This window comes from Microbacterium sp. ProA8, from assembly GCF_039905635.1.
In the GTDB taxonomy this organism is placed as follows: domain Bacteria; phylum Actinomycetota; class Actinomycetes; order Actinomycetales; family Microbacteriaceae; genus Microbacterium; species Microbacterium chionoecetis.
On record NZ_CP157000.1, the window covers coordinates 3640373 to 3665705 of the forward strand.

23 protein-coding genes and 2 tRNA genes are annotated in these 25333 nt (G+C 68.2%); 9 read left to right on the plus strand and 16 right to left on the minus strand.

The window, feature by feature from the left end:
* Positions 1–24 precede the first annotated feature (24 nt).
* The 7 genes from ABG085_RS16405 to ABG085_RS16435 form a co-directional block, all read right to left on the minus strand.
* Positions 25–1032, minus strand: coding sequence for a glycosyl hydrolase family 32 (locus ABG085_RS16405; RefSeq protein WP_347976815.1), 1008 nt, complete (start codon positions 1030–1032; stop codon positions 25–27).
* Positions 1032–1964 (minus strand): carbohydrate ABC transporter permease, encoded by a 933-nt coding sequence (locus ABG085_RS16410; RefSeq protein WP_347976816.1) that lies wholly within the window; start codon positions 1962–1964, stop codon positions 1032–1034. The genes ABG085_RS16405 and ABG085_RS16410 overlap by 1 nt, the downstream gene beginning before the upstream one ends.
* 5 nt (positions 1965–1969) lie before the next feature.
* The gene (locus tag ABG085_RS16415) at positions 1970–2929 is read right to left on the minus strand and encodes a sugar ABC transporter permease (RefSeq protein ID WP_347976817.1); all 960 of its coding nucleotides are present in this window, start codon (positions 2927–2929) and stop codon (positions 1970–1972) included.
* A 74-nt stretch (positions 2930–3003) separates the two neighbouring features.
* On the minus strand, positions 3004–4293 hold the full coding sequence (locus tag ABG085_RS16420; RefSeq protein WP_347976818.1) for an extracellular solute-binding protein: 1290 nt from the start codon (positions 4291–4293) through the stop codon (positions 3004–3006).
* Between the two features lie 47 nt (positions 4294–4340).
* Entirely contained in the window at positions 4341–5423 is a 1083-nt protein-coding gene (locus ABG085_RS16425) for a LacI family DNA-binding transcriptional regulator (RefSeq protein WP_347976819.1), read from the minus strand.
* A 325-nt stretch (positions 5424–5748) separates the two neighbouring features.
* Positions 5749–5840: transfer RNA gene (locus ABG085_RS16430), tRNA-Ser, on the minus strand.
* Positions 5841–6006: 166 nt separating this feature from the next.
* Positions 6007–7572 (minus strand): multicopper oxidase domain-containing protein, encoded by a 1566-nt coding sequence (locus ABG085_RS16435; protein ID WP_347976820.1) that lies wholly within the window; start codon positions 7570–7572, stop codon positions 6007–6009.
* Positions 7573–7776: 204 nt separating this feature from the next.
* Here ABG085_RS16435 and ABG085_RS16440 point away from each other — a divergent pair, with 204 nt between their 5' ends.
* The 4 genes from ABG085_RS16440 to ABG085_RS16455 are packed head-to-tail and all read left to right on the plus strand — an operon-like array spanning position 7777 to position 11545.
* On the plus strand, positions 7777–8652 hold the full coding sequence (locus ABG085_RS16440) for a metallophosphoesterase (protein ID WP_347976821.1): 876 nt from the start codon (positions 7777–7779) through the stop codon (positions 8650–8652).
* A gap of 3 nt (positions 8653–8655) precedes the next feature.
* Complete coding sequence (locus ABG085_RS16445; RefSeq protein ID WP_347976822.1) at positions 8656–9717, plus strand: FAD-dependent oxidoreductase; 1062 nt, start codon at positions 8656–8658, stop codon at positions 9715–9717.
* Complete coding sequence (locus ABG085_RS16450) at positions 9714–10895, plus strand: sensor histidine kinase (protein WP_347976823.1); 1182 nt, start codon at positions 9714–9716, stop codon at positions 10893–10895. Before ABG085_RS16445 ends, ABG085_RS16450 begins: the two co-directional genes overlap by 4 nt.
* A complete protein-coding gene (locus ABG085_RS16455; protein ID WP_347976824.1) occupies positions 10892–11545 on the plus strand; it encodes a response regulator transcription factor in 654 nt (217 codons plus the stop codon). Before ABG085_RS16450 ends, ABG085_RS16455 begins: the two co-directional genes overlap by 4 nt.
* Positions 11546–11552: 7 nt before the next feature.
* Here the strand turns inward: ABG085_RS16455 and ABG085_RS16460 are convergent, their stop codons facing one another.
* Positions 11553–12164, minus strand: coding sequence for a GNAT family N-acetyltransferase (locus ABG085_RS16460; RefSeq protein ID WP_347976825.1), 612 nt, complete (start codon positions 12162–12164; stop codon positions 11553–11555).
* Positions 12165–12374: 210 nt separating this feature from the next.
* Between ABG085_RS16460 and ABG085_RS16465 the strand changes: the two genes are divergently transcribed.
* The 3 genes from ABG085_RS16465 (at position 12375) to ABG085_RS16475 (ending at position 15432) form a co-directional block, all read left to right on the plus strand.
* Positions 12375–14336 carry an AarF/UbiB family protein gene (locus tag ABG085_RS16465; RefSeq protein ID WP_347976826.1) on the plus strand — a complete coding sequence of 654 codons (1962 nt, stop codon included), beginning with the start codon at positions 12375–12377 and terminating at the stop codon, positions 14334–14336.
* Positions 14337–14437: 101 nt separating this feature from the next.
* Positions 14438–14860, plus strand: coding sequence for a hypothetical protein (locus ABG085_RS16470; protein WP_347976827.1), 423 nt, complete (start codon positions 14438–14440; stop codon positions 14858–14860).
* A 104-nt stretch (positions 14861–14964) separates the two neighbouring features.
* Positions 14965–15432, plus strand: coding sequence for a hypothetical protein (locus ABG085_RS16475; RefSeq protein WP_347976828.1), 468 nt, complete (start codon positions 14965–14967; stop codon positions 15430–15432).
* Between the two features lie 14 nt (positions 15433–15446).
* Here the strand turns inward: ABG085_RS16475 and ABG085_RS16480 are convergent, their stop codons facing one another.
* The 3 genes from ABG085_RS16480 to ABG085_RS16490 all read right to left on the minus strand — a co-directional run bounded on the left by ABG085_RS16480 (position 15447) and on the right by ABG085_RS16490 (position 18324).
* Complete coding sequence (locus ABG085_RS16480; protein WP_347976829.1) at positions 15447–15938, minus strand: helix-turn-helix domain-containing protein; 492 nt, start codon at positions 15936–15938, stop codon at positions 15447–15449.
* Positions 15935–17428, minus strand: a complete 1494-nt coding sequence (locus tag ABG085_RS16485) for an MFS transporter (protein ID WP_347976830.1) — start codon at positions 17426–17428, stop codon at positions 15935–15937. Before ABG085_RS16485 ends, ABG085_RS16480 begins: the two co-directional genes overlap by 4 nt.
* 86 nt (positions 17429–17514) lie before the next feature.
* On the minus strand, positions 17515–18324 hold the full coding sequence (locus ABG085_RS16490) for a metalloregulator ArsR/SmtB family transcription factor (RefSeq protein WP_347976831.1): 810 nt from the start codon (positions 18322–18324) through the stop codon (positions 17515–17517).
* 233 nt (positions 18325–18557) lie between these two features.
* On the opposite strand from ABG085_RS16490, the gene ABG085_RS16495 reads away from it, so the two are divergent.
* Together ABG085_RS16495 and ABG085_RS16500 are read left to right on the plus strand one after the other, a co-directional pair.
* Positions 18558–19253: a dihydrofolate reductase family protein gene (locus ABG085_RS16495; protein ID WP_347976832.1), complete on the plus strand. Its 696-nt coding sequence runs from the start codon at positions 18558–18560 to the stop codon at positions 19251–19253.
* Positions 19254–19530: 277 nt separating this feature from the next.
* Positions 19531–19977 (plus strand): DUF6069 family protein, encoded by a 447-nt coding sequence (locus ABG085_RS16500; protein WP_347976833.1) that lies wholly within the window; start codon positions 19531–19533, stop codon positions 19975–19977.
* Between the two features lie 18 nt (positions 19978–19995).
* On the opposite strand, the gene ABG085_RS16505 is transcribed toward ABG085_RS16500, so the two are convergent.
* From ABG085_RS16505 to serS, 5 genes are all read right to left on the minus strand, one after another.
* Positions 19996–21318, minus strand: coding sequence for an LCP family protein (locus ABG085_RS16505; RefSeq protein ID WP_347976834.1), 1323 nt, complete (start codon positions 21316–21318; stop codon positions 19996–19998).
* A complete protein-coding gene (locus ABG085_RS16510; protein ID WP_347976835.1) occupies positions 21318–22583 on the minus strand; it encodes an LCP family protein in 1266 nt (421 codons plus the stop codon). The genes ABG085_RS16505 and ABG085_RS16510 overlap by 1 nt, the downstream gene beginning before the upstream one ends.
* A 56-nt stretch (positions 22584–22639) precedes the next feature.
* A tRNA-Ser gene (locus ABG085_RS16515) sits at positions 22640–22724 on the minus strand.
* A gap of 354 nt (positions 22725–23078) precedes the next feature.
* Entirely contained in the window at positions 23079–23987 is a 909-nt protein-coding gene (locus ABG085_RS16520; RefSeq protein WP_347976836.1) for an HAD family hydrolase, read from the minus strand.
* Entirely contained in the window at positions 23984–25267 is a 1284-nt protein-coding gene (gene serS, locus ABG085_RS16525; RefSeq protein WP_347976837.1) for a serine--tRNA ligase, read from the minus strand. The genes ABG085_RS16520 and serS overlap by 4 nt, the downstream gene beginning before the upstream one ends.
* Positions 25268–25333 lie beyond the last annotated feature (66 nt).

Sequence of the window (25333 nt, forward strand, 5' to 3'; positions counted from 1 at the left end):
CATCTCCTTCGACGGCGGGGTGGTTCAGGTCGCGTGGGGGGTCGCTGCGGGAACGCGCAGCGCACCGTGGTGGATGTGGTCGAAACGGCCATCTGTCACGCGCAGATTGCCGTCGGCGCCCCACGAGACCGGCAACGGGTCCGAGAGTGCGCCGACGAAGTCGCCGGCCGGGTCGACGTGGAGGAAGGCGAACAAGTACCAGCGACCATCGCGGTGCCTGACCAAGCGACCTGCGTACAGCGATTCGTCGGTGAGACGCGCGGCCCGGCGGATGTCATAGGGACCCTCAGCACGGTCGATCGGTACCGCCCACACTCCCCCGGCGCTGTCGCGTCGTGACGCACTCAGTTCGCCGGCCAGACAGCTGAAGATGAGAACGTGGCGACCGTCGATCTCGGCGACCTGGGGGACTTCCAGCTGTCCGAAGCCGGCTCCGGGATCGGACCACGGCGGCTGCACCGTCCAGGTGGAGAGGTCTGCGGACGTGGCGTGTCCGATGACACCGCGCTCGTCTGCGGCTCCGTGCTTGCTGCGGGCCGTGACCAGCATCTGCCATCCCGGAATGCCGGGCGCTTCGAACACCCACGGGTCGCGCCACGCCTCGTCGAACCAGTCGCCGGAGTCGAACTTCTCATACCAGCGCGGGTCTGCCTCGGCGATCGCACCAGGCTGCTTCTCCCAGTGGTACAGATCCGTGGAGGTCGCGACGCCGACGCGCTGGATGGTGCCGGCGTCCGCGCGGGACGTACCGGTGTAGAACATCCGCCAGACACCGTCGTGGCCCTGCACGACAGAACCCGTCCAGGTGGTGAAGTCATCGAATGCCGGGCCGTCGGCGGCGATCAGCGCGTCGGGCACCTCTTGCCAAGTCCGAAGGTCGTCCGAGACTGCGTGCCCGACAGTGACATGGAAGTGTCGGCGGTTCGGGTCGTGCAGGGCGCGGGAAGCTTTCAGATAGAAGACGTGGTAGTCCGTACCGTCGTCCGCGAACCACATGTCCCATGTCCATGCGTCGGGAAGTGTGAATGGCATCAGCCTTTAACTCCTGAGGATGCGATCGAGTTGATGAAGGACTTCTGGAATGCGATGAACAGCGCCACGACGGGGATCGTGATGAGCGATGAGTACGCCATCACCTGACCCCACGACACGTTGAGTTGGAAGAAGTACTGAAGGCCGACCATCACCGGGCGCAGCTCTTCGCTCTGCACGACCATCAGCGGCCAGAGATAGGAGTTCCATGCCGGCAGGAAGGTCAGGATTGCGACCGTGGCGATGGCGGGGCCGGACAACGGCATGACGATGCGGCGGTAGATGCTGAACCACCCCGCCCCGTCAACACGGGCGGCCTCGTCCAGTTCCTTCGGGATGGAGGAGAAGTACTGATAGAAGAGGTACACCGAGAACGCGTTGGCGATGAACGGGATGATCTGCACGTGGTAGGTGTTCAGCCAGCCTTGGCTGAATGCGAGGCTGAACCCCTCGGCCTCGAGCGAGGGCAGCTTGTTGACCCACCACAGCAGGGGCAACGCGAGCGTCTCGAACGGCACGATCAGCGTGGCCAGGATGAGGGTGAGGACGAGCCCCCGGCCTCGCCACCGCAGTCGTGCCAGTGCGAACGCGGCCATGCTGTTGATGAGGATGCCGAGTACCACGGTCGTAGCGGCGATCAGGATCGAGTTCGCAAGGAACTGCCAGAACGGCACCCGGTTGAAGACACCCTCGTAGTTGTCGAGGGACACATCCCCGACCGGGGCGAACGCCCGCCAGGATCCGAGGTCGGCGAAGATCTGCAGGTCCGGTTTGAACGACGAGACCGCCATGAAGACGATCGGCAGGGCGAAGAACAGCACCAGGGCGCTGCGCAACAAGGTGATGCCGACCGCGCGGCCCCGACCGGGGCGGGCGACCCGCGGCTGGGTGTCGGTGACGTCGGGAAGCACGAGGCGCTGTGTAGCGGACATCGCGATCAGCTCCTTTCGCGGGTGAGGTAGCGCTGGATGCCGGAGACGATCAGGACAAGCACGAAGAACACGAGAGAGATGGCGGACGCCAGTCCCGTCTGCAGCTGCTGATATCCCGTGCGCACCGCTTGGTAGACGACCGTGGTCGTGGTATCGAGCGGCCCGCCATCTGTCATCACCGCGATCTGGGTGAACAGGCTGAATGCGGCGATGGTGATCGTGACGAGGATGAGGGTGGCCGTCTGTCGCAGCCCCGGCCAGGTGACGTAGAGGAACTGCTGCCACCTGCTCGCCCCGTCGATCTCGGATGCTTCGTACAGTTCTGCAGGAATGGTCTGCAGGCCGGCGAGCCAGATCACCATGTGGAACGCCACGCCCTGCCAGATCGACATGAACATGATGGCCGGCATCGCCCAGACGGGATCGTTCAGCCAGTCGATCGGGGTGTACGTGCCGAAGCTCAACGCGCCGAGCACCTGGTTGATGAGGCCGTCCTTCTGGTACATGAAGCGCCACAGCAGCGAGACGACGACCATCGAGGTGACGACGGGCAAGAAGTACACGGTGCGGAAGAAGTTCGTGCCGCGAACCTTGGCATTCACGAGCAGCGCCAGCAGCAGCGCGAAGCCGGCCTGAACGGGAACCACCACGATCGCGAAGTAGAACGTGTTGCGCACCGATGCCCAGAACACCGGATCGGTGAAGAGGTACGCGAAGTTGTCCAGCCCGACGAACCGACCGGGACGGGGCGAGATGAGCCGGGTATCGGTGAATGCGAGCCCGAATGCCAGCACGATCGGAATGATGAGGAACAGGATGAACAGGACGATCGCGGGGCTGATCATCCAGGCGGCTGCGGATCGCTCGCCTCTGAGCGCCCGGGACCTGGTCCGCTTCACGGGCGGGTCGGGAGGAGTGTCGATCGACTCTGCGCGGGCAGCGTCGAACGTGCGGAATGTGGTCATGGTGGTACCCCTGTCGGTCCGTGGGTGCGGTGCGCGTGTGCAGCACCGCACCCACGGGATGGCGACGTTCTAGATCAGAACGTGTAGCCGCCGTTCTGCTCGATGTCGCGGTCGATGTCCGTGACAGCCTTGTCGAGGATCGCCTGCGCGTCGCCGCCCGCCAGGATGTCCTGCGTGGCCTTCTGGAACACCGACGAGATGTAGGGGTACGCGGCTGTCTCCGGTCGGACCACCGCGAACTGGTTCGCGAGCTCGAGGTAGATGCGGCTGTCGCCGCCCTCTGCATACGCGGGGACCTCCTCCGCTGCGGCGAGTGTTCCCGGGATCAGCCCGGTTGCCTCGGCGTAGTCGACGAAGTACTCGGTGTCGTGTGCGAACTCCAGGTAAGCCTGAGCGCCCTCCACCTCGTCACAACTGCTTGTCAGGCCCCACTGCCACGATCCCGCTCCGATGGTCGGCCCGTTGCCGAAGTCCGGCGGCGGCAGCACCACCGCGTCGTCGAACGCTTCACGAACGGTGGTGTCGGCCCAGTTGCCGGTGTAGAGGATGCCGCTCGTTCCGTTCACCCAGTCCGCTGTGGCATCCGTGCCCGATGTCTGCGCCATGTAGCCGCTGTCCACGAGGCCGCGGAACCAGGTCGCCCACTCCAGCGCCTCGGGGCCGTTGAGGGCGCCATCGGCGGTTTCGAAGGTGGAGCGGTCGATCAGATCGCCGCCGAAGCTCTGCAGCAGCGGTGAGTAGGCGTAGGGGATCCATTCGCCGCCGCCGCCGGTGCCGAAGTCGACCGGATAGTCGAACTGGCCCAGCGCGTCTATCTTGGTCAGCGCTTCGTCGAACTCTTCGCCGGTCCAGGGTTCGTCGACCGTCGGGATGCGGACTCCGGCGTCGTTGAGCGTCGATTCGCGGCTGAACATCGCCAGCGCGACATCGAAGAACCCGTACGCGTAGACCTCGCCGTCGATCTTGCCGAGCGTGCCCGGCAACTGACCGTCGTAAGTGTCGTCGGGGAGCCCGAGCGGCTGGATGTAGCCGGCCCACGCCCAGTTGGCGACGTTGGGTCCGTCGATGTCGACGATGCACGGCAGACTGTCGGACGTCGCTGCCGCGACCACGGCGTCGTTGTAAGCGTCCTGTGGGAAGTCGGTGACCTTCACGACGTAGTCGTCCTGGCTGCCGTTGAAGTCGTCGACGATGGTGTTGATGACTCCGAGCTCGGCGTCGTTGCCGCCGGCATGGGTCCAGAGGTCGATGGTGGTTGCACCATCGGACCCGTCGCCGGATCCTCCTGCGGCGCAGCCCGCTGTTGCGACGACCGCGAGGGTCGTTAGGCTAGCCGCAACGATGCGGCCGATTTTTCGGGACACTGATCTCTCCTGTTCGGGTGGTGATTGTCTTGCGGTTCATCGACGGATCAGGCGTTGCCGCGCCTGTCAGCCGGTTGGTGCCACTCTCCCGGGCTCGAATCCTGGGAGGGTGGCGCTACCGAGTGCCGGTGGATGACCGGTCCTCGGATGCGCGTCTTCGGTGCAGCGGTGGGTGCGCGACCCGTCGAGATCTGGTGGAAGAGCTGCTCGGCTGCCCATACGCCCATGTCGTAGTGAGGAAGCTCAACCGTTGTGAGGCCGGGGTAGAGCCCGTCGGCGATGAAGTCCTGGTTGTCGAAACCGACGATCGACACGTCCTGCGGGATCCGCAGGTGCAGCTCGGCAGCAGCGCGGTACACGCCCATCGCGAGGCGGTCGTTGAAGCAGAAGATGCCGGTCGGGCGGTCGCCGTTCTCCAAGAGGCGTCGTGCGGCCTGGTAGCCGCCCTCGGGATCGGCGTCGGCGGCGATCACCTGGAGGTCCTCGTGGGCGAGCCCCCACGCTGCGGCGCGTCGACGGAAACCCTCTTCGCGGCCGAACGCGGCGGGGATGTCATCGATGTCGTTGATGAACGCGACCCTGCGGTGTCCGGCCGCGAGGAGGACCTCCGCGGCATCTTCGCCGCCGGCGGCCTCGTCGGGCACTGCCCACGCGACCGCGGGGTCGGCGCACGAGGCGTTGATGAGCACTGTGGGCACACCGGCGAGTTTCGCGGGCAGCTCCACCGGGCGGTGGTACATCGCCGCATAGAGGATGCCGTCGACCTGCCGGCGAAGAAGGGCGTCGATCTCGCGTTCCTCGACGGCCCGTTCGTAGCCGGTGTTGACCACGAAGACCACGGAGTCATGACTGGTCGCCACATCCTGAGCGCCGAGGATGATCTTCCCCGCGAACGGTGTCGTGGCGATCTCGTCGCCGATCAGGCCGATGGTGTGCGAGCGCTGGGTGCGGAGGCTCTGCGCCAAGATGTTCGGGGCGTACCCCAGCCGCGCAGCCTCGGCCAGCACACGTTCACGGGTCTCCGGATGTATCCGCTTCCCAGGGACGTCGTTGAGCACGTGCGAGACCGTCGTGATCGAGACGCCCGCCGCTGCCGCGACCTGCTTGATCGTCACTCTGTTCTGCGCCATTGCTTTGCCCAATCGTTTTGCCACCCTCAGTATGTGCATCGACGCCGTGCGGCGTCAAGTACGAAAATGAAGGTGATCGAATCGTTACCGACCGCGATGCGGCGCTTGCGATCGTCGGATGGGACGTTCGTGCCTCAACGATTTCGACGGGCCGCCAGCAGGCCCAGCTGACGACCTGCCGATCGACGGCGTCGGACTGGCGATCCGTGGCGACCAGCGCGTCATCGCCCACGTCCTGCCCACATCTAGGAAGGAATCAACCAGATCGAGAAGGAACGAATCCGCGAGATCTCGCCCAGGAAGGACGCCGATACCGGCGGGAATATGGCGGAGACGGAGGGATTTGAACCCTCGGTCCCCTTACGAGGACTCCACCTTAGCAGGGTGGTGCACTAGGCCTGACTATGCGACGTCTCCAGGCATCCGGGCGCGAACCGCGGATGCACCCAGCAATCATAACCGAGACCGGCGCCGCTTCTTGCACCCCCGAATCCCGACCGACGCGAGGCCTGGCCGCCGACGCTGGCAGCCGACCGGCGCCACACGCCGACCGGGCGGCCCCGGAGTGCGCGCTACCGACCGCTCAATGCGCGTGGCCATCCGAACCCACGGTTTCGGCGTCGCTACGGGGACCACGCTCGCTCACGACGAACTGGGTCATGAGTCCTTCGTCCTCGTGAAGGAGCAGGTGGCAGTGGATCATGTACGGATTCTCGTCGTCGGCGTAGTCCTCGAACCGCATCATGATTCGGTACTGCCGACGCGGCTCCAGATAGATCGTGTCCTTCCATCCCATGAGCTCCGGCGGGGGTGGGTCCCCGTCGATGTCCAGCACCTGGAACTGGACGTCGTGCACGTGCCAGTTGTGCGGAAAAAGGTCGCGGTTCGTCACATTCCACAGCTCAGTCGATCCCACCTGCATGACTTCCGCTCGACCCATGTCCATGCGGCGTCCGTTGATCTCGCGGTTCTGGACGTCGAATGTCCGCTCGTAGTCGGCTTCCGATGCGGTGTGGCGCTCGATCGTCGAGAAGCGCTCGGCCAGCTGCGCGGAGGGCTGCAGTGCGGCTGCCGCTCTGAGCAGCAGGACATCGTGTTCGTCCGTGCCCCCGTAGGCGAACGGAACGGCGACGTCGCCCAGGTCCGGTGGCCGAGACCGGAGCATCGTCTGCGAGCCCGGATCCAGGCGCACCACGATCTCGGCACGCTCGCCGGGAGACAGCCGGACGTGATCGGTCGGATGGGGCGCTTCCAGCAGACCCCCGTCGGTCCCGACGAGGGCGAACTCCCGCAGGTCGTCGAACGCGAAGTCGTACGTGCGGGCGCTGGAGCCGTTGAGGATTCTCAGCCGCACCAGCTCGGTGGTCACGTCGAGGACAGCGCCCCAGGCGCCGTTCGTCAGGATCATGTTCCCGAGCAGCCCCACCTCGTTCCCCTGTGAGTCGAGCTCGAACTCGCCGTCGGCTTGGAGCTTCGTGTCCTGCACGACGAGTGGGATGTCGTCGACGCCGTACTGCGACGGCAGACCGTGTGCGCCGGAATCGGCGTCATCGAGGATGAACATGCCCGCGAGGCCGCGCACGACGTGTTCCTCCGTGGCTCCGTGCGGGTGCGGGTGGTACCACAGCGTCGCCGCCGGCTGGTCGATCCGCCAGGTCGGGCGCCACCCGCCGTCGGGCTCGATCGGCTGATGCGGGCCACCGTCCATGGCTGCGGGAAGATGCATGCCGTGCCAATGCACCGTGGTCGTCTCGGGCAGCCTGTTCGTGACCTCTACGGCGACCCGCTCTCCTCGCGCGGCCCGCAGAGTCGGGCCGAGATAGTCGCCATTGAAGCCCCACGTGGGCGTGGAGACGCCGTCGACGAACTCCATGGTTCCTTCATCCGCTGTCAGCGAGAACACGCGCGTCCCGTCGACGACCCTCGACTCAGCCAGCGGCGGGATCGGCAGCGGGCTCTCGAACGCCGGCACGCCCGGGCGGAGAGCGGAGCCGTCCGACGCGCTGGGGCCGACCGAGCATGCGGCGATCACACCCGCTGCCGTGAGCACGATGGCGCCGAGCAGGATCGCCGGCCCGGTGACCCTGCGGGGATCCCGGGATGCCGCGGGCTCTCCCGCGGGCGGAGTCGTTAGCGACGTAATCGTCATGGTGGGGAACGATACGAACCCCGCCGCCTGCGCCGAGTCCGTACGCGGTCGACACGTCCCGTCGATGATGCGACACCGCCGCAGTACGCGGGGAGCGTCTCGTCTGTCGCCTCCGGACGACTGTCACCCGGTCGCCCCGCGCCGTAGGCTCCGTGGCGCCAGAGAGCCTGGGCCCCACCTTCACCGACTTCCGAGGAGGACCCCGTGAACTCCACGATCCGAATCCTGCATCTGTCCGACACCCACGTGCCTGCCGGCGGAAGCGCCCTGGACGGCAGTGATCCGCTGGCTGCGCTCGATCGGCTCCTGACCGACGTCCGCCACATCGAGGCGCTGGATCTGGTGCTGGTGACCGGCGACATCGCGGATGACGGCTCCGCCGACGGCTGCATCGCGGTGCGCCGACGAGTCGCGCGCTTCGCCGCCGCGCGTGGCGCGGCACAGGTCTACCTCCCTGGCAACCACGACACGCGAGAGGGCTTCGCGGAGGCGTTCGGCTCAGGGCATCTCAGCGCCTCCGGCCGAGACCTCTCGTCAGCTTCGTTCGACGGACCGGAAAGCGCGGCGGTCAGCCATCATCGCGGCGTGCGCGTCGTCACCCTCGACAGTGTGGTGCCGGGCGAGGTCCACGGTGAGCTCGGCGCGGCTCAGCTGGATTGGCTGCGCGGCGTCCTCAGCCGACCGGCGCCGCAGGGCACGATCATCGCTCTGCACCACCCGCCGATCCCGTTCGTCGAGTCCCCGTACCTCTCCGGTGTCGGCCTGCGAAACCCCCGCGCTCTCGAGGAGGCCATCGCAGGAACCGATGTGCGCGGCGTGCTCTGCGGCCACTTCCATCTGCCGGCAGGCGGCTTCCTCGGAAGCGTTCCCGTGTGGGTGTCCGCGGGGGTGGCGACGCGAATCGACGCCACCGCGCCGCGCGATACGGTGCGCTTCGCCACGGAGTCCGGGGCGACCGTGGTCGGGCTCACCCACGGAGGCGGCCCGTACTTCCACGTCCTTCAGCCGCACGAAGGTGAGAGGAACGGCCAGACCTTCACGCTTGCCCCCGAGCTCGCGGACGCGACGAACGGGAGGTGAACGATGTCGGGGCGAGCGATCGTGGTGGGAGCAGGGATCGGTGGTCTTGCGACCGCCGTGACGCTGCGCAGACAGGGCTGGAATGTCGCAGTCCTGGAACGTGGCCACGGAATCCCCGAAGGTGGAACCGCACTGGGAATGTGGCCGGAGGCGATGTCCGCCCTCGACGAGCTGGGCGTCGGAGAGTCGGTGCGCCGGCACTCGGTCCTCAGTCGCGGGGCCACGATCCTCGAGCCGAGCGGCGGCGTCATCGCGCGAATCCGCGACGACCGGCACGCGCACCTCATCTCACGAGCACGCCTGCTGACCTCGCTCCACGCCGAGCTGCCGCCGGGCACCGTGCACTGGGACAGCCCGATCGCCTCGGCGCTCGACCTGCCGGACGCGGACCTGATCGTCGGCGCCGACGGCATCCACAGCGCCGTGCGATCGACGATGTGGGGCCGGAACGCGGAACGCGCGCTCGGCACGGTCGCCTTCCGTGGCGTTCTGGAGGGCGAGGTCGCCGAGGTGACGGAGACCTGGGGCGACGGCGCGCTCTTCGGCATCACGCCGTCGAGTGACGGCCAGACGAACTGGTTCGCCTGCGTGCGTTCCGACGACAGCGCAGCGGCGGCATCCGACGTCGCGGCCGGGCTCGCAGATCGCTTCGCCGGCTGGCACGCTGCGGTCGCCGACATCGTGGGCCGCCTGGAGAACGACGCGATCGATCGTCGCGAGCTGTTCGACGTGTCCGTCCGCCATCCCTACGTCTCGGGTAACGTCGCGCTGGTCGGCGATGCCGCCCACGCGATGGCCCCCAATCTCGGTCGCGGCGCATGCGAGTCCCTGCTCGACGCCGTCACCCTGGCGCGCGCGGTCGCCGGCGAGCCCGACGTGGCGTCGGCGTTGAGGTCCTACGACCGCGCGCGGCGGAGGCGAACTCAGCGCATCGTTCGCGCGGCGCGGACGGTCAATGGGATCTCGACGGCACGCAGGGGCGTCCGACTGCGCAATGCGGGGATGCGGATGCTGCTCCCGACGTCGCGACCAGCGGCACTGCCTCGACCTACCATGTCAGCATGATCGACGACGATCCTGAAGCGCGGCGCGTCGACGGGGGTCCGGCGCCATGGGTCTTCGACGTCCTCCTCGGCATCGGCGTGACCCTGACCGTATCGCTGTTCATCGCTGCGGATGTCGGTGAGAACGAGCCCGACGGATGGGCGTACCTCTGGGCGGCGGGTCTGGGCGCGCTCATGCTTGCTCGCCGGCGCTACCCCGTCATCGTCGTGCTGTTGTCGGCCGGCGGAGTCATCTCGTATTACGCGGCCGGCTACCCACCGATCGGCGTGGCGGTGCCGCTGGCCGCGGCGGTCTTCTCGGCCGCCGAGTACGGGCGCATCGGTGCGGCGATCGCCGCCTCAGCCGCCGTCATCGCGATCTCAGTCGTCTACCGTCTCGCCGTCGGCCAGGATCCCGCGCTCGTCGTCTACGACCTCCCCGGTCACGCTCTGCTCCTCGCCGGCGCCGTCGCATTCGGCGACAGCGTCCGATCCCGCCGTGAACTCCGCCGGAAATCCGAGCAGATCGCAGAGCTCACCGTCGAACGCTATGCGCGCGCGGCGGAGCAGCGCGTCATGGCAGAACGGCTCGAGATCGCCAGAGAACTGCATGACTCGGTCGGACATGCCCTGACCGTCGTCACGCTGCACACCCAGGTCATCGAGGAGGCTCTCGGCTCCGACGACGCCGAGGTGCGGCGCTCGCTCGACGCGATCGCCGACACGACCACCGCGACGTTCGCCGACGTGCGTCGAACCGTCGCCAGCCTGCGGAAGGGAGGCGTGCCCTCCCGCTCCCCGCTCCGGATCTCGGATCTGGAGTCGGCGGCACTGCCCGCCAGGCAGGCGGGGATCGACGTGAGGATCCGCGTCGGCCTGCGCTCCACGCCTTCACCCACGGTCGAGGCGGCCGTGTACCGGATCGTGCAGGAGTCGATCACGAACGTCGTCCGTCACGCCGCCGCGTCTCGCGTCGACGTCGACATCGAGGAGGGGGACGACGGGATGCTGGACGTCAGCGTCGTCGATGACGGCAAAGGCTCGGAGAAGGCTGCGCCTCACCCACCGGCTGACCACGGGACCGGCCTTGCGGGGATGCGGGAGAGGGCGCACCTTCTCGGTGGAACGTTCTCGGCCGAACGCCGTGGCTCCGGTTTCGCGGTGAAGGCTTCGATCCCCATGGAGGTGGTGGAGAGGTGACCACGGTCGTACTGGTCGACGATCAGGATCTGGTCCGCGCGGGCTTGCGTGCGCTGCTCGCGCGCGACGAGTCGATCCACGTCGTCGCGGAAGCGACGGACGGGCGTCGCGGCATCGAGGCTGCTCGCAAGCACAGACCCGACGTGGTGCTCATGGATCTGCGCATGCCGGTGATGGACGGCATCGAGGCGACCCGCGCGATCGCGGCCGACGAGGTACTCGCCGACACGCATGTCGTGGTGCTTACCACCTTCGACGACGACTCCGACATCGTGGAGGCGATTCGAGCGGGAGCAGTCGGCTATCTGCTGAAGAACACACCGCGCGACGAGCTGCGCGACGCGGTGGCGCGCGCAGGGCGGGGCGAGCGCCTGCTGTCTCCGGCGATCACGCAGCGGCTGATGGACATGATCGCCTCGGGTCAGGCGGCGCCGGTCCCCGATCCGCGCCTGACTCTTCTCAGCTCGCGCGAACTCGAGGTGCTGACCCGCATCGGGCACGGCGACACGAATGATGAGATCGCCTCGACCTTGCATCTGAGCCCGGCGACGGCGCGCACCTATGTGAGCCGCATCCTCGCCAAGCTCGGCGCGCGTGACCGCCCCGAACTCGTCGTGATCGCGCACAGATCCGGTCTGGTCATCTCCTAGCCCGGGCTCACACGACCGGACGGCGCATGAACCACGTGGGGGCACCGAGGACATCCGCCTCGTCGACCACGACATAGCCGAAGCGTTCGTAGAAGCCGACGGCTTCGGGCCGGTCGGTCTCGAGATAACCCTCGACACCTGTCGCATCGAGCCTCTGGACATGGCGCAGCAGGAGAAGTCCGCCGATGCCCCGGCCGCGGAGGTGCCTGTCGACGGATACGGGACCGAGATGGACGTGCGGCTCGTCGGGGTCGTGGCGTGCCCATCGCCGGTTCCACGAGAGCAGACGCGACGCCGTGCCCGGGCCGTAGGTCAATGCCCTGCCCAGTAGACGCAGTCGCGTGGTCGCCGGGGGGCGGCAGTGCCCGGGAGGTGCCCACGCTGCGATGCCTGCGAGCGCTTCGCCGCGGTGGACTCCTTCGATCCGGAGCGAGGGAGAGCTGCGCAGAAGCGTTCGCATCAGCTGCGCGTGCCGGTGCGCTCTCGAACGGTCGTCTCCCCCGTATGCCATGACATGGACCGGGTTGTCGGCCATCCCGCGGCCGAGCAGTTCGGCGGCCGCTTCGCGATCGGCACCGCTGACGGGGTGCACGTACAGATAGGGCTGTGACATCTCCATGTCGGGCCTTCCCACGGGGTCGGTGAAACCCCATCGTGGGTCGGATACACCGCTGCATGATGCCCGTCTCGAACGACTTCCTGAAGGACCCGGAGCGGTGTGAGGGTCGATGAGGGATGACGTCCGTTGTCTCCCCCCGAGGGTGTCGCTTCCGTCGTCCGGGACGAACGCTTGTGGTTCGCCCCGACTCGATCGAGAAAGCGTCCGCCCATGCTGGCTTGGCTCCTTGCATCCGTTCTGATCGTCGTCTACGTCGCTGCCCTGGGCGTGACGGTTCGGTGGCTCGTCGGAGCACCCGTGGGCGTGACGCGAACCCTGGTGACGGGCGTCGTCGGGTTCTTCGTCGTCGTTCCCCTCCTCTTCGTGCTGCTCGGCGGGAGCGGCCTCGTCGACCCCGACGGCGTGGCGGACGGCGACGTGACTCCCGGAGATGTCGTCGTAGGAGCCGTTGCGGCGCTCTGGGTGCTCGCACTGGGTGCGGCCTTCCTCGCCGCGTTGGAGTTCCTCTGGCCCTCCCACCGCAGCCAGGGATTCCTCCCGCGCCTCAAGGGTGGCCGCGATCGCGTGCGGCGAGCCGTCCGCTACGTCCACATCCTGCGCGTGGCTGTGCGGCACGGTCTCGGTCCACTCCTGCGCGGTCGGGATGTCAGCGCACAAGAGATCGGGCCGGCGCTTGTCGCCGCGCTGAGCGACGCGGGGGTGACGTTCGTCAAGCTGGGACAGGTGCTGGCCACCCGCAAGGATGTCGTGCCCCCGGAACTGGCGCGCCATCTCGCCGCGCTGCAGTCCGACGTCGCTCCGGAGGACTGGGGTGCCGTCGAGGCCGTGATCGGGCGGGATGTCGGCGCGCCCCTGTCGGCGAGTTTCTCCTGGATCGATCCGACCCCCCTCGCGGCGGCTTCGATCGGTCAGGTTCACGCGGCGACGCTCCGCACCGGGGAGACGGTGGTGGTCAAGGTGCAGCGACCGAACGTGAGAGCCCAGGTGGAGACGGACATCGACATCGCACGGCGGATCTGCCGACGAGTCGAGCGGCGGTCGACGACCGCCCGGCGCATGCAGATCGCGCGACTCCTGGATGAGCTCGCCGCATCGCTCCGAGCGGAGCTCGACTACCGCATCGAGGCGAAGAATCTCGCCCTGCTTCGCAGTGCGGCGGAGCGCCGCTCGGACAGCGTCCGCATCCCGAAGCTCTTCCGGACGCTCACGACGCGTCACGTCCTCACGATCGAGCGGATGGGTGGAACCCCGCTGGCCCAGGCCGGCCCGGTGGTGGAGGGACTGCCGCCGTCGGCGCGGCACCGGCTGGCGGCGGCGCTCGTCGATGAGGTTCTCGAGCAGATCCTCGTCGACGGCGTCTTCCATGCCGATCTCCATCCCGGGAACATCATGGTCGCCGACGACGGAACACTGTCGTTGATCGACTTCGGCTCGGTCGCCGTCATCGGGCGGGAACAGCGAGACCTGCTGGCCGCCCTGCTCGCCGCCTTCGAGGCGGAGGACGCCCGCTCCGCCGTCATCGCGATACGACACCTGACTCTGGCAGACGAGCTGCGCTACGGCGGCGCCCTGTTGGAAGATGTGGGCGAACTCTTCACCGTGCTGGCCATCGAACGGGACACCACCGCTCTGAGTGAGCGCCTGCTGCGTCTGTTCAGCCGGCATGGCCTGGCGGTTCCCGGAGCGCTCGCCGCCGCGGTGCGCACCATGGCGGCGCTCCAGGAGGCCATCGCGATGCTCGACGGCCCGGCGGACTTTGCCGATCTCATCCTCAGCCGCGTCCATCGCGTCGCGGCGAGTCGGCTCGACCCTGCACGCCTTCAGAAGCTCGCCACGGCGCAGAGCCTGGCTCTCGCCCAGTTCGCGCGACGGCTCCCCGACATCCTCGACGCCTCGATGGAGGCGCACGCGTCGCGTGTCGCATCACGACGAGCGGGGGAGAATGAGGCGCGCATCTGGATGCTGCGGGTCATCACGGGACTGGGCGGCTGCGCGGTGTCGATCTGTCTCGCCGCCGGCGCTGTCGCCCTCGTCCTCAGCCGCGGCGGACCCGCGCTGCCCGGAGGCATCCCCATCTTCCCGCTGATCGGCGCAACGATCGGGGCCATCGCGCTCATCGTCGGCACGCGCTCCGCTGTGGTGCTGAGCAGGCTCATCACCGTGCGGTCGTGAGCGAGCACGTCGATGAGCGACGATCCGGTGTCGCCCCGGGGCGACAGGAGCACCGACCCGGGCCGACGAGCGCTCGCACGCCCGGTTTCTACCCTGACGTCATGACCGAGTCGAACACCCCACGCCATGCGAACGAACCGTCGCCCCGCCGTGCGCGCATCAACTGGGCCGCCGTCGTGGGGTTCGGCATGCTGGGCCTGCTGTGGCCGCTGCTGCGCCTGGTCGGACTCGATTCCATCGTCGGCGGATTCGGCACTGCCCTGATCGCATTCCTCGGCACCTTCGCGGTCTGGGTCCTCGGGGCGGGATTCGGCGATGTGCCCCGCCCGGTCATCACCTTGACCATCTCCGGACTGCTGTTCGGCGTGCTGCTGACGGTTTCCACGCTGGTGATGGACGAGTGGCCGGACTACAGGCTCGGACTCACCGTCCTGGCTGCCGTCATCGAGCTGGGCCGCGCGGCGGGGTTCGGCGCGCTGAGCGGTCTCACGGCCAGCGCGATCCAGCGGTCGCGAAACCGTTGAGCGCAGTCGGCCCGACACTGTCGACATCCGTGTCGTCATCGTGCGACTGAACTGTCGCTCCCGAGACGACGAGGGCGCAGGGCGGCCAAACCTACCGTGACACCATGACGCACAACACACCACGGCCCACTCCGCCCGCAGCGCAGCAGCGCGCTCTCGGGCTCCCCGTCATCGCGCTCATCGGGCTCGCAGCGATCGCTCTCCCCCGTGCCATCCTTCACGATCTCCACATCATCAGCGACTCCGGGCCGCTGACCTGGAGCCTGGCGTTGGGGCCGGTGGCCGTCTGGGTCGCCGTCGCCGTGACCAAGCGAGTGCCCAAGCCGTTCCTGACGGTTCTCGTCATCGGGATCTTCTACGGGATCATGCTCGTCATCACGCACCAGCTCCTCTGGGACTATGCGTACGAGGGCGATCCGCCCACGCTCGGCAACAGCAGCATGGCCGCGGTGATCCCGCGTCTCTTCGCCGTTCCCAGCGGGCTCTTCGCGGGAGCACTCACGGGTGCGGTCGGCGGACTCATCGCCTGGGGGATCCAGGCCGCCCTCACGCCGAAGGCACCGCGCGCCTGACGTGCCGCCCGGCCTCAGATGAGGTGGGAGACGCGTCGTCTCACGTCAGGGTCCACTGCTGCCATCTCCTGGGTGGCGGGCGTGCGCGCAGCCCCGGTCGCCCGCCGGACGGCTGAATCGTCCGGCGTGGCCCCGGCCGGCGCCGGCCGCCGCGCCCAGGTACGGAAGGCCTCGATGATGATCATCGCGTCGGCGCCCGCAGGTGCGAGTTCGTACTCGTACCGAGGGGTGGCGCCGCCGGAGTAGGCTGTTCGCCGCAGGAGACCGTGCTCGACCAGTCGCTCGAGACGCCCGGCGAGGATGTTGCTCGCGGCGCCGGTGAATCGCCGCATCTCGCCGAAGCGGCGGTGACCGCGTGCGACGGCACGCAGTACGTGGAGCGCCCACCTGTCACCGAGCAGGTCGATGGCGGCCGCGGTGTCGAAGGAAGACTCATCCTGATGGGCGGCGCCGTACCGGATCAGCGCCCGTTCGTCCTCGGGGCGGGGTGATGGTGCTTCGCTCATCTCCGCTCACCCGCGTCCACGCGAAGGGTCGCCCTGCTGGTGCCGAGAACGCGGACTGCGACGATCGCCATCGTCGAGAAGGTCGCTGCGCCCAGGATCCCGATCGCAGACAGGGACGCGGTGAACGCCTCGCGAGCGGCGGCGGCGAGTCCCGCATCGCCGAGCGAGAGCGCTCCTGTCAGGGATGCCAGAGCGACGGTCGGCGCCTGAGGCTCGAGGCCGGCGAGCGTGAGGGAGTACACCCACGTCGCCAGGCTGCCGACGACGGCGATGCCCATCGCCACGCCGAGTTCGCCACTCGTCTCGTTCACCGCGGCCGCCGCGCCCGCCTTCTCCGGGTCGACGGCTCCGAGCATGAGCGAGCTCAGGAGCGCCATCGGGAAGGCCACCCCGAAGCTGGCGAGGCACAGCCCGGCGACCAGTGCGCCCGGAGTCGGGAGGACGGGTATCGCAGTGATGACCGCGAATCCGGAACCCGCGACCGCCAACCCGATCGCGGCGACCGACGTGATCGACATCCGACGAGCGATCGCGGGCGCGATCTGGAATCCGGCCAGCATGGCGACACTCTGCGGAACGAGCCACAGGCCGGCGGTGAGCGGATCGTAGTCCAGCACCGACTGAAGGTAGACCGCCGCAACCAGAGAGAGGCCGGCCATCACCACCCCGGCGAGGAGCACGATCAACAGGGAGCCCGTGAAAATCCGGCTGCGGAAGATCCTGAGGTCGAGCAGCGGCGATGAGAGTCGCCGCTGACGCCGTACGAAAACCGCGCCTGCGGTGACTCCGACCGCGATCGCGAGGGCTGGAATCGCGGCCGATCCGCCTGCGCGAGCGAGTTCCTTCACACCCCACACGACGGGCAGCACGGTCGCAAGCGACAGCGCCACGCTCACGATGTCGATCCGTCCGGACTGGGGCGCTCGATACTCCGGCAGCAGCACCGGCGCCGTGATGAGGAGTACGAGCATCACGGGCACGCCGAGGAGGAACACCGAGCCCCACCAGAAGTTCTGCAGAAGCACGCCCCCGACGATGGGGCCGACGAGGATCCCGCCCATGAAGCACGCGAACCAGATGCCGATGGCCGTCGTCATCTCACGGGGGTCCGGGAACATGTTCCGGATGAGCGCCATCGTCGATGGGGCGATGGTCGCGCCCGCGATGCCGAGGATCGCGCGCGCCGCGATGAGCTGCTCCGGGCTCGTCGCGAAGGCAGCGAACGTCGAGGCGACAGCGAACGCGGCTGCGCCGATCAGCAGAAGCCGCCGTCTGCCGATGCGATCGCCAACGTTCCCCATCGTGATCAGGAACCCGGCGAGCAGGAACGAGTAGATGTCGAGGATCCAGAGCTGTTCGATGGCGGTGGCGTCCAGCGCCTGGCTGATTTCGGGCAGCGCGAGGTACAGCACGCTGACGTCGATGGAGATGAGCAGTGTGGGAAGGCCGAGTACGGCGAGGCCGACCCACTCGCGTCTGGTGGCGGTCATGAGTTTCCTGGGACAGAAGGTGAACGGACGGGTGGTTGCGGGGAGCGGCCCGCGCGCCGATGTGCGCGGGCCGCTCCCTTCGAGGCTCACCGCACGGCGGCGAGGGCGGACTCGAGGGCGTCGAAGTACGCGTTGTACCCGGCGACGGTCGCGTCGTACTGCTCCGCGGTGAACCCGGCGGTGCCGGTCTGTCGCAGCGTCATCTCGGTCGCGCCGTCCACCTCCGTGAAGTCGACGCTGATGGGGTCGCCTGCCGCCTCGGCCGGGTCGTCCGTCATCGTGAAGACGAGCCGGTGGGGCCGGTCGATCACGAGATAACGGCCACCCCAGTTCATGCTGAGGTCGCCCGGCAGGTGCATGGCGACGCTCCACTCGCCGCCCTCGCGGGCGTCGAGGGCGACGCCGTCGAGCGGGACCTCTGCCTCGTCTCCTCCGAACCATGCGGCGAACCGCTCCGGTGTGAGCCATGCGTCGAAGACGGCATCGGCCGGGGCCGTGAAGCGCCGAGTGATGGTGATGGTGTCACGGGTCATGGGTTCCTTCTTTCCTGTTTCTTCTTCGGGTGCCGCGATCGGCAGGGTCACGGATGCTGCCAGCTGGCGTTCCAAGGCGTCGAAGCTCTCCTGCAGGAACGCGTCGTACCCGCGCAGCCACAGGACTGCCCCGACGAGCGGTCGCGCGTCGAGGGAAGCAGGGCGAAAGCGTCGGTCCCGCGTGCGCGAGACCAGGCCGGCCCGTTCCAGCACCTGGAGGTGCTTCGACACTGCTGCGAGGGACAGGTCGAGGGGCTCGGCGAGTTCGCCGACCGTCGCGGAGCCCTCCGTCAGGCGCTCCAACAGGAAGCGTCTGGTGGGATCGGAGAGCGCTCCGAACGTCCTACTCAGCTCGTCTCTCATCGCGACCTCGCCTTCTTCAACCAACTAGTTCAGAACCGATTGGTTGAACTTACAGCGGTTTGCGGCGACGGTCGACGGATTCCGAAAACTGTCGCTCCTCAGCGACGCAGGAGTCGACAGGAGGCGACAGCGAACCTCCGCCCCCGTCGGATTCCACGACGAGGACACTCATCTAGCGTGTGCCGGACTCGTGCGACCGAACCCGTCGGTCACGCATCCGGAAGGAGAGTCAGATGCAGTTGATCGTGAATGAGTTCCTGAGCCTGGACGGTGTGATGCAGGGTCCGGGTGGCGCTGAGGAGGATCCCTCCGGAGGGTTCGACCGCGGCGGGTGGATCGTGCCGTTCGCCGCACAGCCGAAGTGGGGCGAGGTGGTCAGCGGCTGGTTCTCGCGCGCCGAAGCCATCCTGCTGGGCCGCTCGACGTACGACATGATGCATCCGTACTGGAGTCAGGTCGACGATCCCGAGAACTCGGTCGGCATCGCGTTGAATTCGTTGCCGAAGTACGTCGTGAGCTCGACGCTCGCAGGGCCGTCATGGCGCGGAACGCAGGTGCTGTCCGGAGATCCGCTTCAGGAGATCCGTCGACTGAAAGAGATTCCGGGCGGCGAACTGCAGGTGCACGGCAGCTGGCGGCTCGCCCGGACTCTGCACGAAGCCGGCCTTGTGGACGAGTACCGCCTCCTCGTCTTCCCTGTCGTGGTGGGGACGGGGAAGCGCCTGTTCGACACGGGCGGGCCGGCGACGGGACTCACGGTACGGGAATGCTCGACGCTGGACGAGGGCACCGTCTCCTACGTCCTGACGCCCACGGAGTATCGGCGCGGGGGGCTTGCTGTCGTCGACGGCAGGGAGGTTCTCCTCGATCCCTCCCCCGATTCCACCGCGGGGCACGAAGGTCATCGCGGTGAGCCGGTTCCCGGCTGACGAGACGTCCACTCTCGGCGCCGGCCGATGCCGAGGAGGGCGCTCCAGGCCGGAGCGTCCTCCTTGCTCGCAAGCAAGCTTCTCGGTGAACCGGGTCAGCGTGCGGCGGCGCCGTCCCCATGCCGGTGGAGCTGTCGTTCCGGGTCGACAGGAGGGTGGATCGAGGGCGACACCGGGATCCGCTCTGCGTGGGATTCACCGACGAGAGGCGGGAGATAGCGTGCCCGACACGACGAGGCATCCTCGTCGACTCCCACGTGAAGGAAGGAGCAGTCTCATGACGAACCAGCCACTCCCGCAGGCACCCACTGCGCCGCGGACAGACAAGAGGTACCGCCTCGCCGTCGTCGTCTTGGCCGCATTCGCCTCCATCGCCGTCTGGGGCGTTGCCGTGCTGACAGGTGTCGACCTCGACGTGAACAGCCCAGCTGTGGGCACGCTGCACCTCGACGCCCTCTTGGTGCTCGTCACCGCGCTTCCGCTCTCTTTCGCGGCGTGGGGCGTCCTCGCGCTCCTCGAACGCTTCCGCCAGAACGGCATCCGCGCGTGGCGGATCACCGCGGTCGTCGTGCTCCTCGTGTCACTGCTTCCGCTCCCGTTCCTCGACGCGACGCCCGGTACGAGAGCCGCACTGGCTGCCATGCACCTCGTGTCGGGGATCATCCTCATCATCCTGCTGCCGCGCCGTCCGAAATCCATCCGTCGGGACACCGACGCTGCGTGACAGGATCGTCGGCCGCGCCTACTTCTGCCGCTGGGTGCAGGTGATGTCCTTGGCGGTCTGCCCCGCGATGTCGGACGGCAGCTCGACGCGCGTCTCCGCCGCCGGCGTCTCAGCCGTGGCCGGTGTCTCCGCGGTCGGCGGCGCCTCCCCCGCAGGCTCGGTGGCCGCCGGGGTGGGGGCCGTCTCCGGCTTGACGGCCTCACCCGTCACCTCGACGCCATAGCCCTGGCTGGCATCGCCGGTCAGCGTCAGCGGCTGGTTGGCCTTCAGCGCGTCGAACAGCACCTTCGCGGCATCCTTCACCGGCATCACGCGGCTGCCACCGGCGCCCGATGCGTAGACCGTCGGGTACTGCACGAACACGATGTCCTCGTACGGCACGTCCTTGGCGGCCATGGCGATCTGCACCATGAGCGTGGGGTTGGTGAGGCCCGAGCTCAGCACGAGCTGCTTCTGCTGCACCTGGTTGATGGCGGTCGTCGCGAGGTTGAGCAGCGTCGCGGGGTTCGCCAGCACCGAATCGGACTGCAGCTTGCGCACCATCGACGACATGAACTGCTGCTGGTTCGAGATGCGGCCGAGGTCGGAGCCGTCGCCGATGCCGTGGCGGATGCGCAGGAACTGCAGCGCCTGCTCGCCCTCGAGCGTGTGCGTGCCTGCGGTGAGGCTGAGGCCGGTGTTGTCGGGGTCGCTGATGTCTTCGGCGACGCACACGTCGACGCCGCCGATGGCGTCGGACATGTTGATCACGCCCGCCCAGCGGATGGCGGCCGCGAAGTCGATCTCGTCCTGGATGAGCGACTCGACCGTCAGCACCGTGCAGGCGAGTCCGCCGTACTGGTACGACGCGTTGATCATCTGCGACGACATCGCCGAGTAGCTGCCGCTGCTGTCCTCCTTCGGGCACGACGGGATCGATACGAGCATGTCGCGCGGGAACGACACGACCGTGACGCGGCGCGGCTCGTCCGAGATGTGAACGAGCATCGTGACGTCGTTGCGCTCGCCCTTGGTGTCACCTGCACGGCAGGCCGAAGAGAGCCGGGCGTTCTCGCCCTCGCACGAGTCGGTGCCTGCCACGAGGATGTTGACGCCGCCCTCGATCGCCCCGAGCGACGGCGGCAGCGGCTTGTCCCCGTCGAGCACGACCGCGTTCGCCGTCACCGTCTGCGTGGCGTCCCACACGTTGTAGGCCGCGATGCCGGCGGCGCTCACCCCGAAGACGCCGAGCACGACCCCCAGCATGGCGACGAGCGTGACGAACGGATGCCGGGACTTCAGCGCACCGTGGCGCGCAAGGGGCGCCCGGCCCTCTCCCGAGGGCCGCTTCGACGCCGCCATCAGCCGTTGGCCCTGACGTTGCCGGCGGAGCAGGTCTGGTCTGCCGCGGACTGGCCTGGGATGTCGTCCAGCGCGACGGCTGCCTCGGTCGGCGCCGGCGTGGCGCTGGTCCCGGGCGTCGGAGCCGTCTCGGTCGGCTGCGGGTCGACGGTGACGACCCCGCCGGTGTTGTTCTGGTCGTTGGTGAGGTCGATCGGCTGATTGGCTGCCAGTGCCGCCCAGAGCTTCTCGGCGAGCTGCTCGTCGGGGACGACGCGGTTCGCGTCGGCGGGGTCGGTGGCCACCGGGAACTGCACGAAGTTGATGTCCTCGAAGGGGACGTCCTTGATCGCGAGTGCGATCTGCGCGAGCGTCATGGGGTTGGTGAGCGACTCGCTCGGCGTGATGTTGTCGACAGCGGTCGTGGCGAGCTTGTAGAGCGTCCCCGGATCGGAGAGCACGTCGCTGCTCACGAGCTTGCGGGCGAGACTCGACATGTACTGCTGCTGGTTCGAGATGCGCGCGAGGTCGCTGCCGTTCTCGAGGCCGTGCCGGGTGCGGAGGAACTGCAGCGCCTCCACACCCTGGATCGTGCGGGGCCCGGGACCCCAGTTGATGCCGGTGTACTTGTCCTTGATGCCGCCGTTGCCGATGCAGACGTCGACGCCGCCGATCGCATCGGTGATGTTGATCACGTTGCCGAAGCTCACCTTGGCGGCGAACGGGATGTTCTGACCGCTGATGTCGCTGACGGTCTTCGCCACGCACGACAGGCCGCCGTACCCCCACGCCTCGTTGATCTGCGTCTTCGACACCGGCGACGTCGTCGAGCCGTCTTCACGCGTGCACGACGGGAGGGGGATCATCAGATCGCGCGGGAACGACACGACCGTGACGCGGCGCGGGTTGTCGGAGATGTGAACGAGCATGTTCACGTCGTTGAGCTGATTTCCGGCGTCGGCACCCGTGCAACGCGCGCCGAAGAGGTACGCGTACTCCTCTTCGCACTCGTCGGTGCCGACGAGCAGGATGTCGACGCCGCCCTCGATCGCCCCGATATCGGGCGGAACCGGTCCTTGGCCCTCGAGCTCCACGGCGCCGTCGGCGAAGCTGGTGACGACGTCGGTGGCGGCATACGCCGCGACTCCGGCGCCCGACACGAGCACCACCGCTGCGACGATGCCGACCAGCTTCATGATGAAGCCGACCGGGCTCGGAGACGACAACTCACCGTGGCGAGCCACCGTGCGGCGGCCCCGCCTCGTGGGCTTGTGCGTCGAGCTCACTCGGTTCCTCTCACGGATGCTGCGGTCTCACGGTCGCCCCCCGGCACATCACTCTGCGGAGGGTGTGGGATTCGAACCCACGGGACATTGCTGCCCACTGGTTTTCAAGACCAGGTCCATCGGCCGCTCGGACAACCCTCCCGGCGAACGCCACCTCGAAAGGAGGCGTCCGTCGAACAGGCGTCGAGTCTAGCCGACAGCACTGTCGGCACATTCTCCCAACGGCGGCTGGCAATCCTCTGAGGAACGCGCCTTCCCGGGCCGGGCCGGTCGTTGAGCGAGCGAAGCGAGACGAAACGCCTCGAGCCGACGTCTTGCGCCGGGTTCGGGGCGTTTCGTCTCGCTCGTTCCTCGCTCGCTCAACGACCGAGAGCACGGCCCCGGTCGTTGAGCGAGCGAAGCGAGACGAAACGCCTCGAGCCGACGTCTTGCGCGGGTTCGGGGCGTTTCGTCTCGCTCGTCCCTCGCTCGCTCAACGACCGCGGGGAACGAAGGTCAGAGGCGGCGGAGCACCTCGGCGACGCCGCCCTCGTGCACCGACGACGTGGTCTCGCCCGCGGCATCCCGGACCTCCTGCGGCCCCTGGGCCATCGCGACCGCGCGGCCGCCGTTGTCGAGCGCCCAGCGGAACATGCCCACGTCGTTGCGGCCGTCGCCGATCACCAGCACGTGGGCCGGGTCGATGTCGAGCTCGGTGCGCACCAGCTCGAGACCGGTGCTCTTGTCGATGCCCTGCGGCGCGATGTCGAGCCACGCCGTCCAGCCGACGGCGTACGAGACGTGGTTGAGTCCGATGCGGGCCACCAGATCGACGAAGTCCTGCTCGCGCTTCTCGGGCGAGACGACGACGATGCGGCAGACCTGCTGGGATCCGAGCTCTTCGAACGGCACGCGGCGCGCGTTCGTCAGGTTCCAGTCCTCGAGATACTCGGTGTACAGGCGCCGGCCGTCGGGGAGCTCGACGAGATAGCGGGCATCGGGCAGGTGCTCGCGCAGCTGCTCGAGTACGGCGCTCGGATCGAACGTCTCGACGTGCCAGCGGTCGTACCGCAGCTCGTCGGCCTCCACGCGCTTGAGCACGACGGCGCCGTTGGAGCACACGACGAACTCGGGGGCGACGCCCAGCACACGCATGATTCCGCGGGTGCCCTCCCAGCTGCGACCCGTCGCGATCATCACCTCGTGCCCCGCGCGGTGCGCATGTTCGACGGCGTCGACGACGCCGGGGCTCAGTGACTCGTCCTCGAGGAGCACGGTGCCGTCGATGTCGAGCGCGATGAGCAGCTGCTCGGTGGCGACCGCAGGGTTCTCGGTGTCACGCGCGACCCGCTCGACGAGCTTCGCCGCCTTCTTCGGCGCGACGACCTTGATCGACCCGGTCGCGGGCAGATGCGCGTCGGTCACGCGATCGGCTCCATGACCTCGAGTCCGCCGAGGAACGGTCGCAGCACCTCCGGCACCGTGACCGAGCCGTCCTCGCGCTGGTGCGTCTCGAGCAGGGCGACGATCCAGCGGGTGGTGGCAAGCGTGCCGTTGAGCGTGGCGACCGGCTGTGTCTTCCCGGCGCCCTTGCCGTCGACCGCGGGCGTGCGGTAGCGGATGTCGAGCCGCCGCGCCTGGTAGGTCGTGCAGTTCGAGGTCGAGGTGAGCTCGCGGTACGCGTTCTGCGTCGGCACCCACGCCTCGACGTCGTACTTGCGGGCGGCGCTCGCACCGAGGTCTCCCGCGGCGACGTCGATCACGCGGTACGACAGGCCGAGGTCCTGCAGCATCCGCTCCTGCAGCTCGACGAGGCGCAGGTGCTCCTCCTCCGCCGCTTCGGGCGTCGTGTAGACGAACATCTCGAGCTTGTTGAACTGATGCACGCGGATGATGCCGCGGGTGTCCTTGCCGTACGACCCGGCCTCGCTGCGGTAGCAGGTCGACCAGCCGGCGTAGCGCTTCGGCCCGCGCGAGAGGTCGAGGATCTCGTCCATGTGGTAGCCGGCGAGCGGCACTTCGCTGGTGCCGACGAGGTAGAGGTCCTCGTCGTCGAGGTGGTAGACCTCGGCGGCGTGCTTGCCCAGGAATCCGGTGCCGCGCATGACCTCGGGGCGCACCAGCGTCGGCGGGATGATGGGCGTGAAGCCCGCCTGCAGCGCGCGGTCGAGGCCCAGGTTCATCATCGCGATCTCGAGGCGCGCGCCGATCCCGGTGAGGAAGTAGAACCGGCTGCCCGAGACCTTGGTGCCCCGCTCCATGTCGATCGCGCCGAGCCGCTCGCCGAGCTCGAGGTGGTCGCGCGGCTCGAAGCCGAAGGCGGGGACCTCGCCGTGCGTGCGCAGCGTGACGAACTCGTCCTCGCCACCCGCGGGCACGCCCTCGATGACGATGTTCTCGATCGCTGAGAAGGCTTCGGTGGATGCCTCCTCCGCTGCCGTGACCGCGTGCTGGGCCTGCTTCACCCGCTCGCTGAGCAGCCGGCCTTCGGCGACGAGGGCGGCCTTCTCCTCTTTCGGGGCCTGCGCGACGCGCTTGCCGTGCGCGTTCTGCGCCGCGCGGAGCTCTTCGAACGTCGTGATCGCCGCACGCCGTGCGCGATCGGCCTCGACGGCGACGTCGACGGTGTCGGGCGACTCGCCCCGCGCCTCCTGCGAGCGCTTGACCAGCTCGGGATTGTCGCGAAGCAGCACGGGATCGATCACTCTGCAAGCTTAGTCGGCACCCCCGCGGCGGCACTCCCGCCGGCTCGTTCGGCACCATGCGGAGGC

Coding starts and splice junctions, on each gene's coding strand:
- ABG085_RS16405 (WP_347976815.1), bottom strand. CDS start 1,032: ATGCCATTCACACTTCCCGACGCATGGACATGGGACATGTGGTTCGCG.
- ABG085_RS16410 (WP_347976816.1), bottom strand. CDS start 1,964: ATGTCCGCTACACAGCGCCTCGTGCTTCCCGACGTCACCGACACCCAG.
- ABG085_RS16415 (WP_347976817.1), bottom strand. CDS start 2,929: ATGACCACATTCCGCACGTTCGACGCTGCCCGCGCAGAGTCGATCGAC.
- ABG085_RS16425 (WP_347976819.1), bottom strand. CDS start 5,423: ATGGCGCAGAACAGAGTGACGATCAAGCAGGTCGCGGCAGCGGCGGGC.
- ABG085_RS16435 (WP_347976820.1), bottom strand. CDS start 7,572: ATGACGATTACGTCGCTAACGACTCCGCCCGCGGGAGAGCCCGCGGCA.
- ABG085_RS16445 (WP_347976822.1), top strand. CDS start 8,656: ATGTCGGGGCGAGCGATCGTGGTGGGAGCAGGGATCGGTGGTCTTGCG.
- ABG085_RS16450 (WP_347976823.1), top strand. CDS start 9,714: ATGATCGACGACGATCCTGAAGCGCGGCGCGTCGACGGGGGTCCGGCG.
- ABG085_RS16460 (WP_347976825.1), bottom strand. CDS start 12,164: ATGGAGATGTCACAGCCCTATCTGTACGTGCACCCCGTCAGCGGTGCC.
- ABG085_RS16465 (WP_347976826.1), top strand. CDS start 12,375: ATGCTGGCTTGGCTCCTTGCATCCGTTCTGATCGTCGTCTACGTCGCT.
- ABG085_RS16470 (WP_347976827.1), top strand. CDS start 14,438: ATGACCGAGTCGAACACCCCACGCCATGCGAACGAACCGTCGCCCCGC.
- ABG085_RS16475 (WP_347976828.1), top strand. CDS start 14,965: ATGACGCACAACACACCACGGCCCACTCCGCCCGCAGCGCAGCAGCGC.
- ABG085_RS16480 (WP_347976829.1), bottom strand. CDS start 15,938: ATGAGCGAAGCACCATCACCCCGCCCCGAGGACGAACGGGCGCTGATC.
- ABG085_RS16485 (WP_347976830.1), bottom strand. CDS start 17,428: ATGACCGCCACCAGACGCGAGTGGGTCGGCCTCGCCGTACTCGGCCTT.
- ABG085_RS16490 (WP_347976831.1), bottom strand. CDS start 18,324: ATGAGAGACGAGCTGAGTAGGACGTTCGGAGCGCTCTCCGATCCCACC.
- ABG085_RS16495 (WP_347976832.1), top strand. CDS start 18,558: ATGCAGTTGATCGTGAATGAGTTCCTGAGCCTGGACGGTGTGATGCAG.
- ABG085_RS16500 (WP_347976833.1), top strand. CDS start 19,531: ATGACGAACCAGCCACTCCCGCAGGCACCCACTGCGCCGCGGACAGAC.
- ABG085_RS16505 (WP_347976834.1), bottom strand. CDS start 21,318: ATGGCGGCGTCGAAGCGGCCCTCGGGAGAGGGCCGGGCGCCCCTTGCG.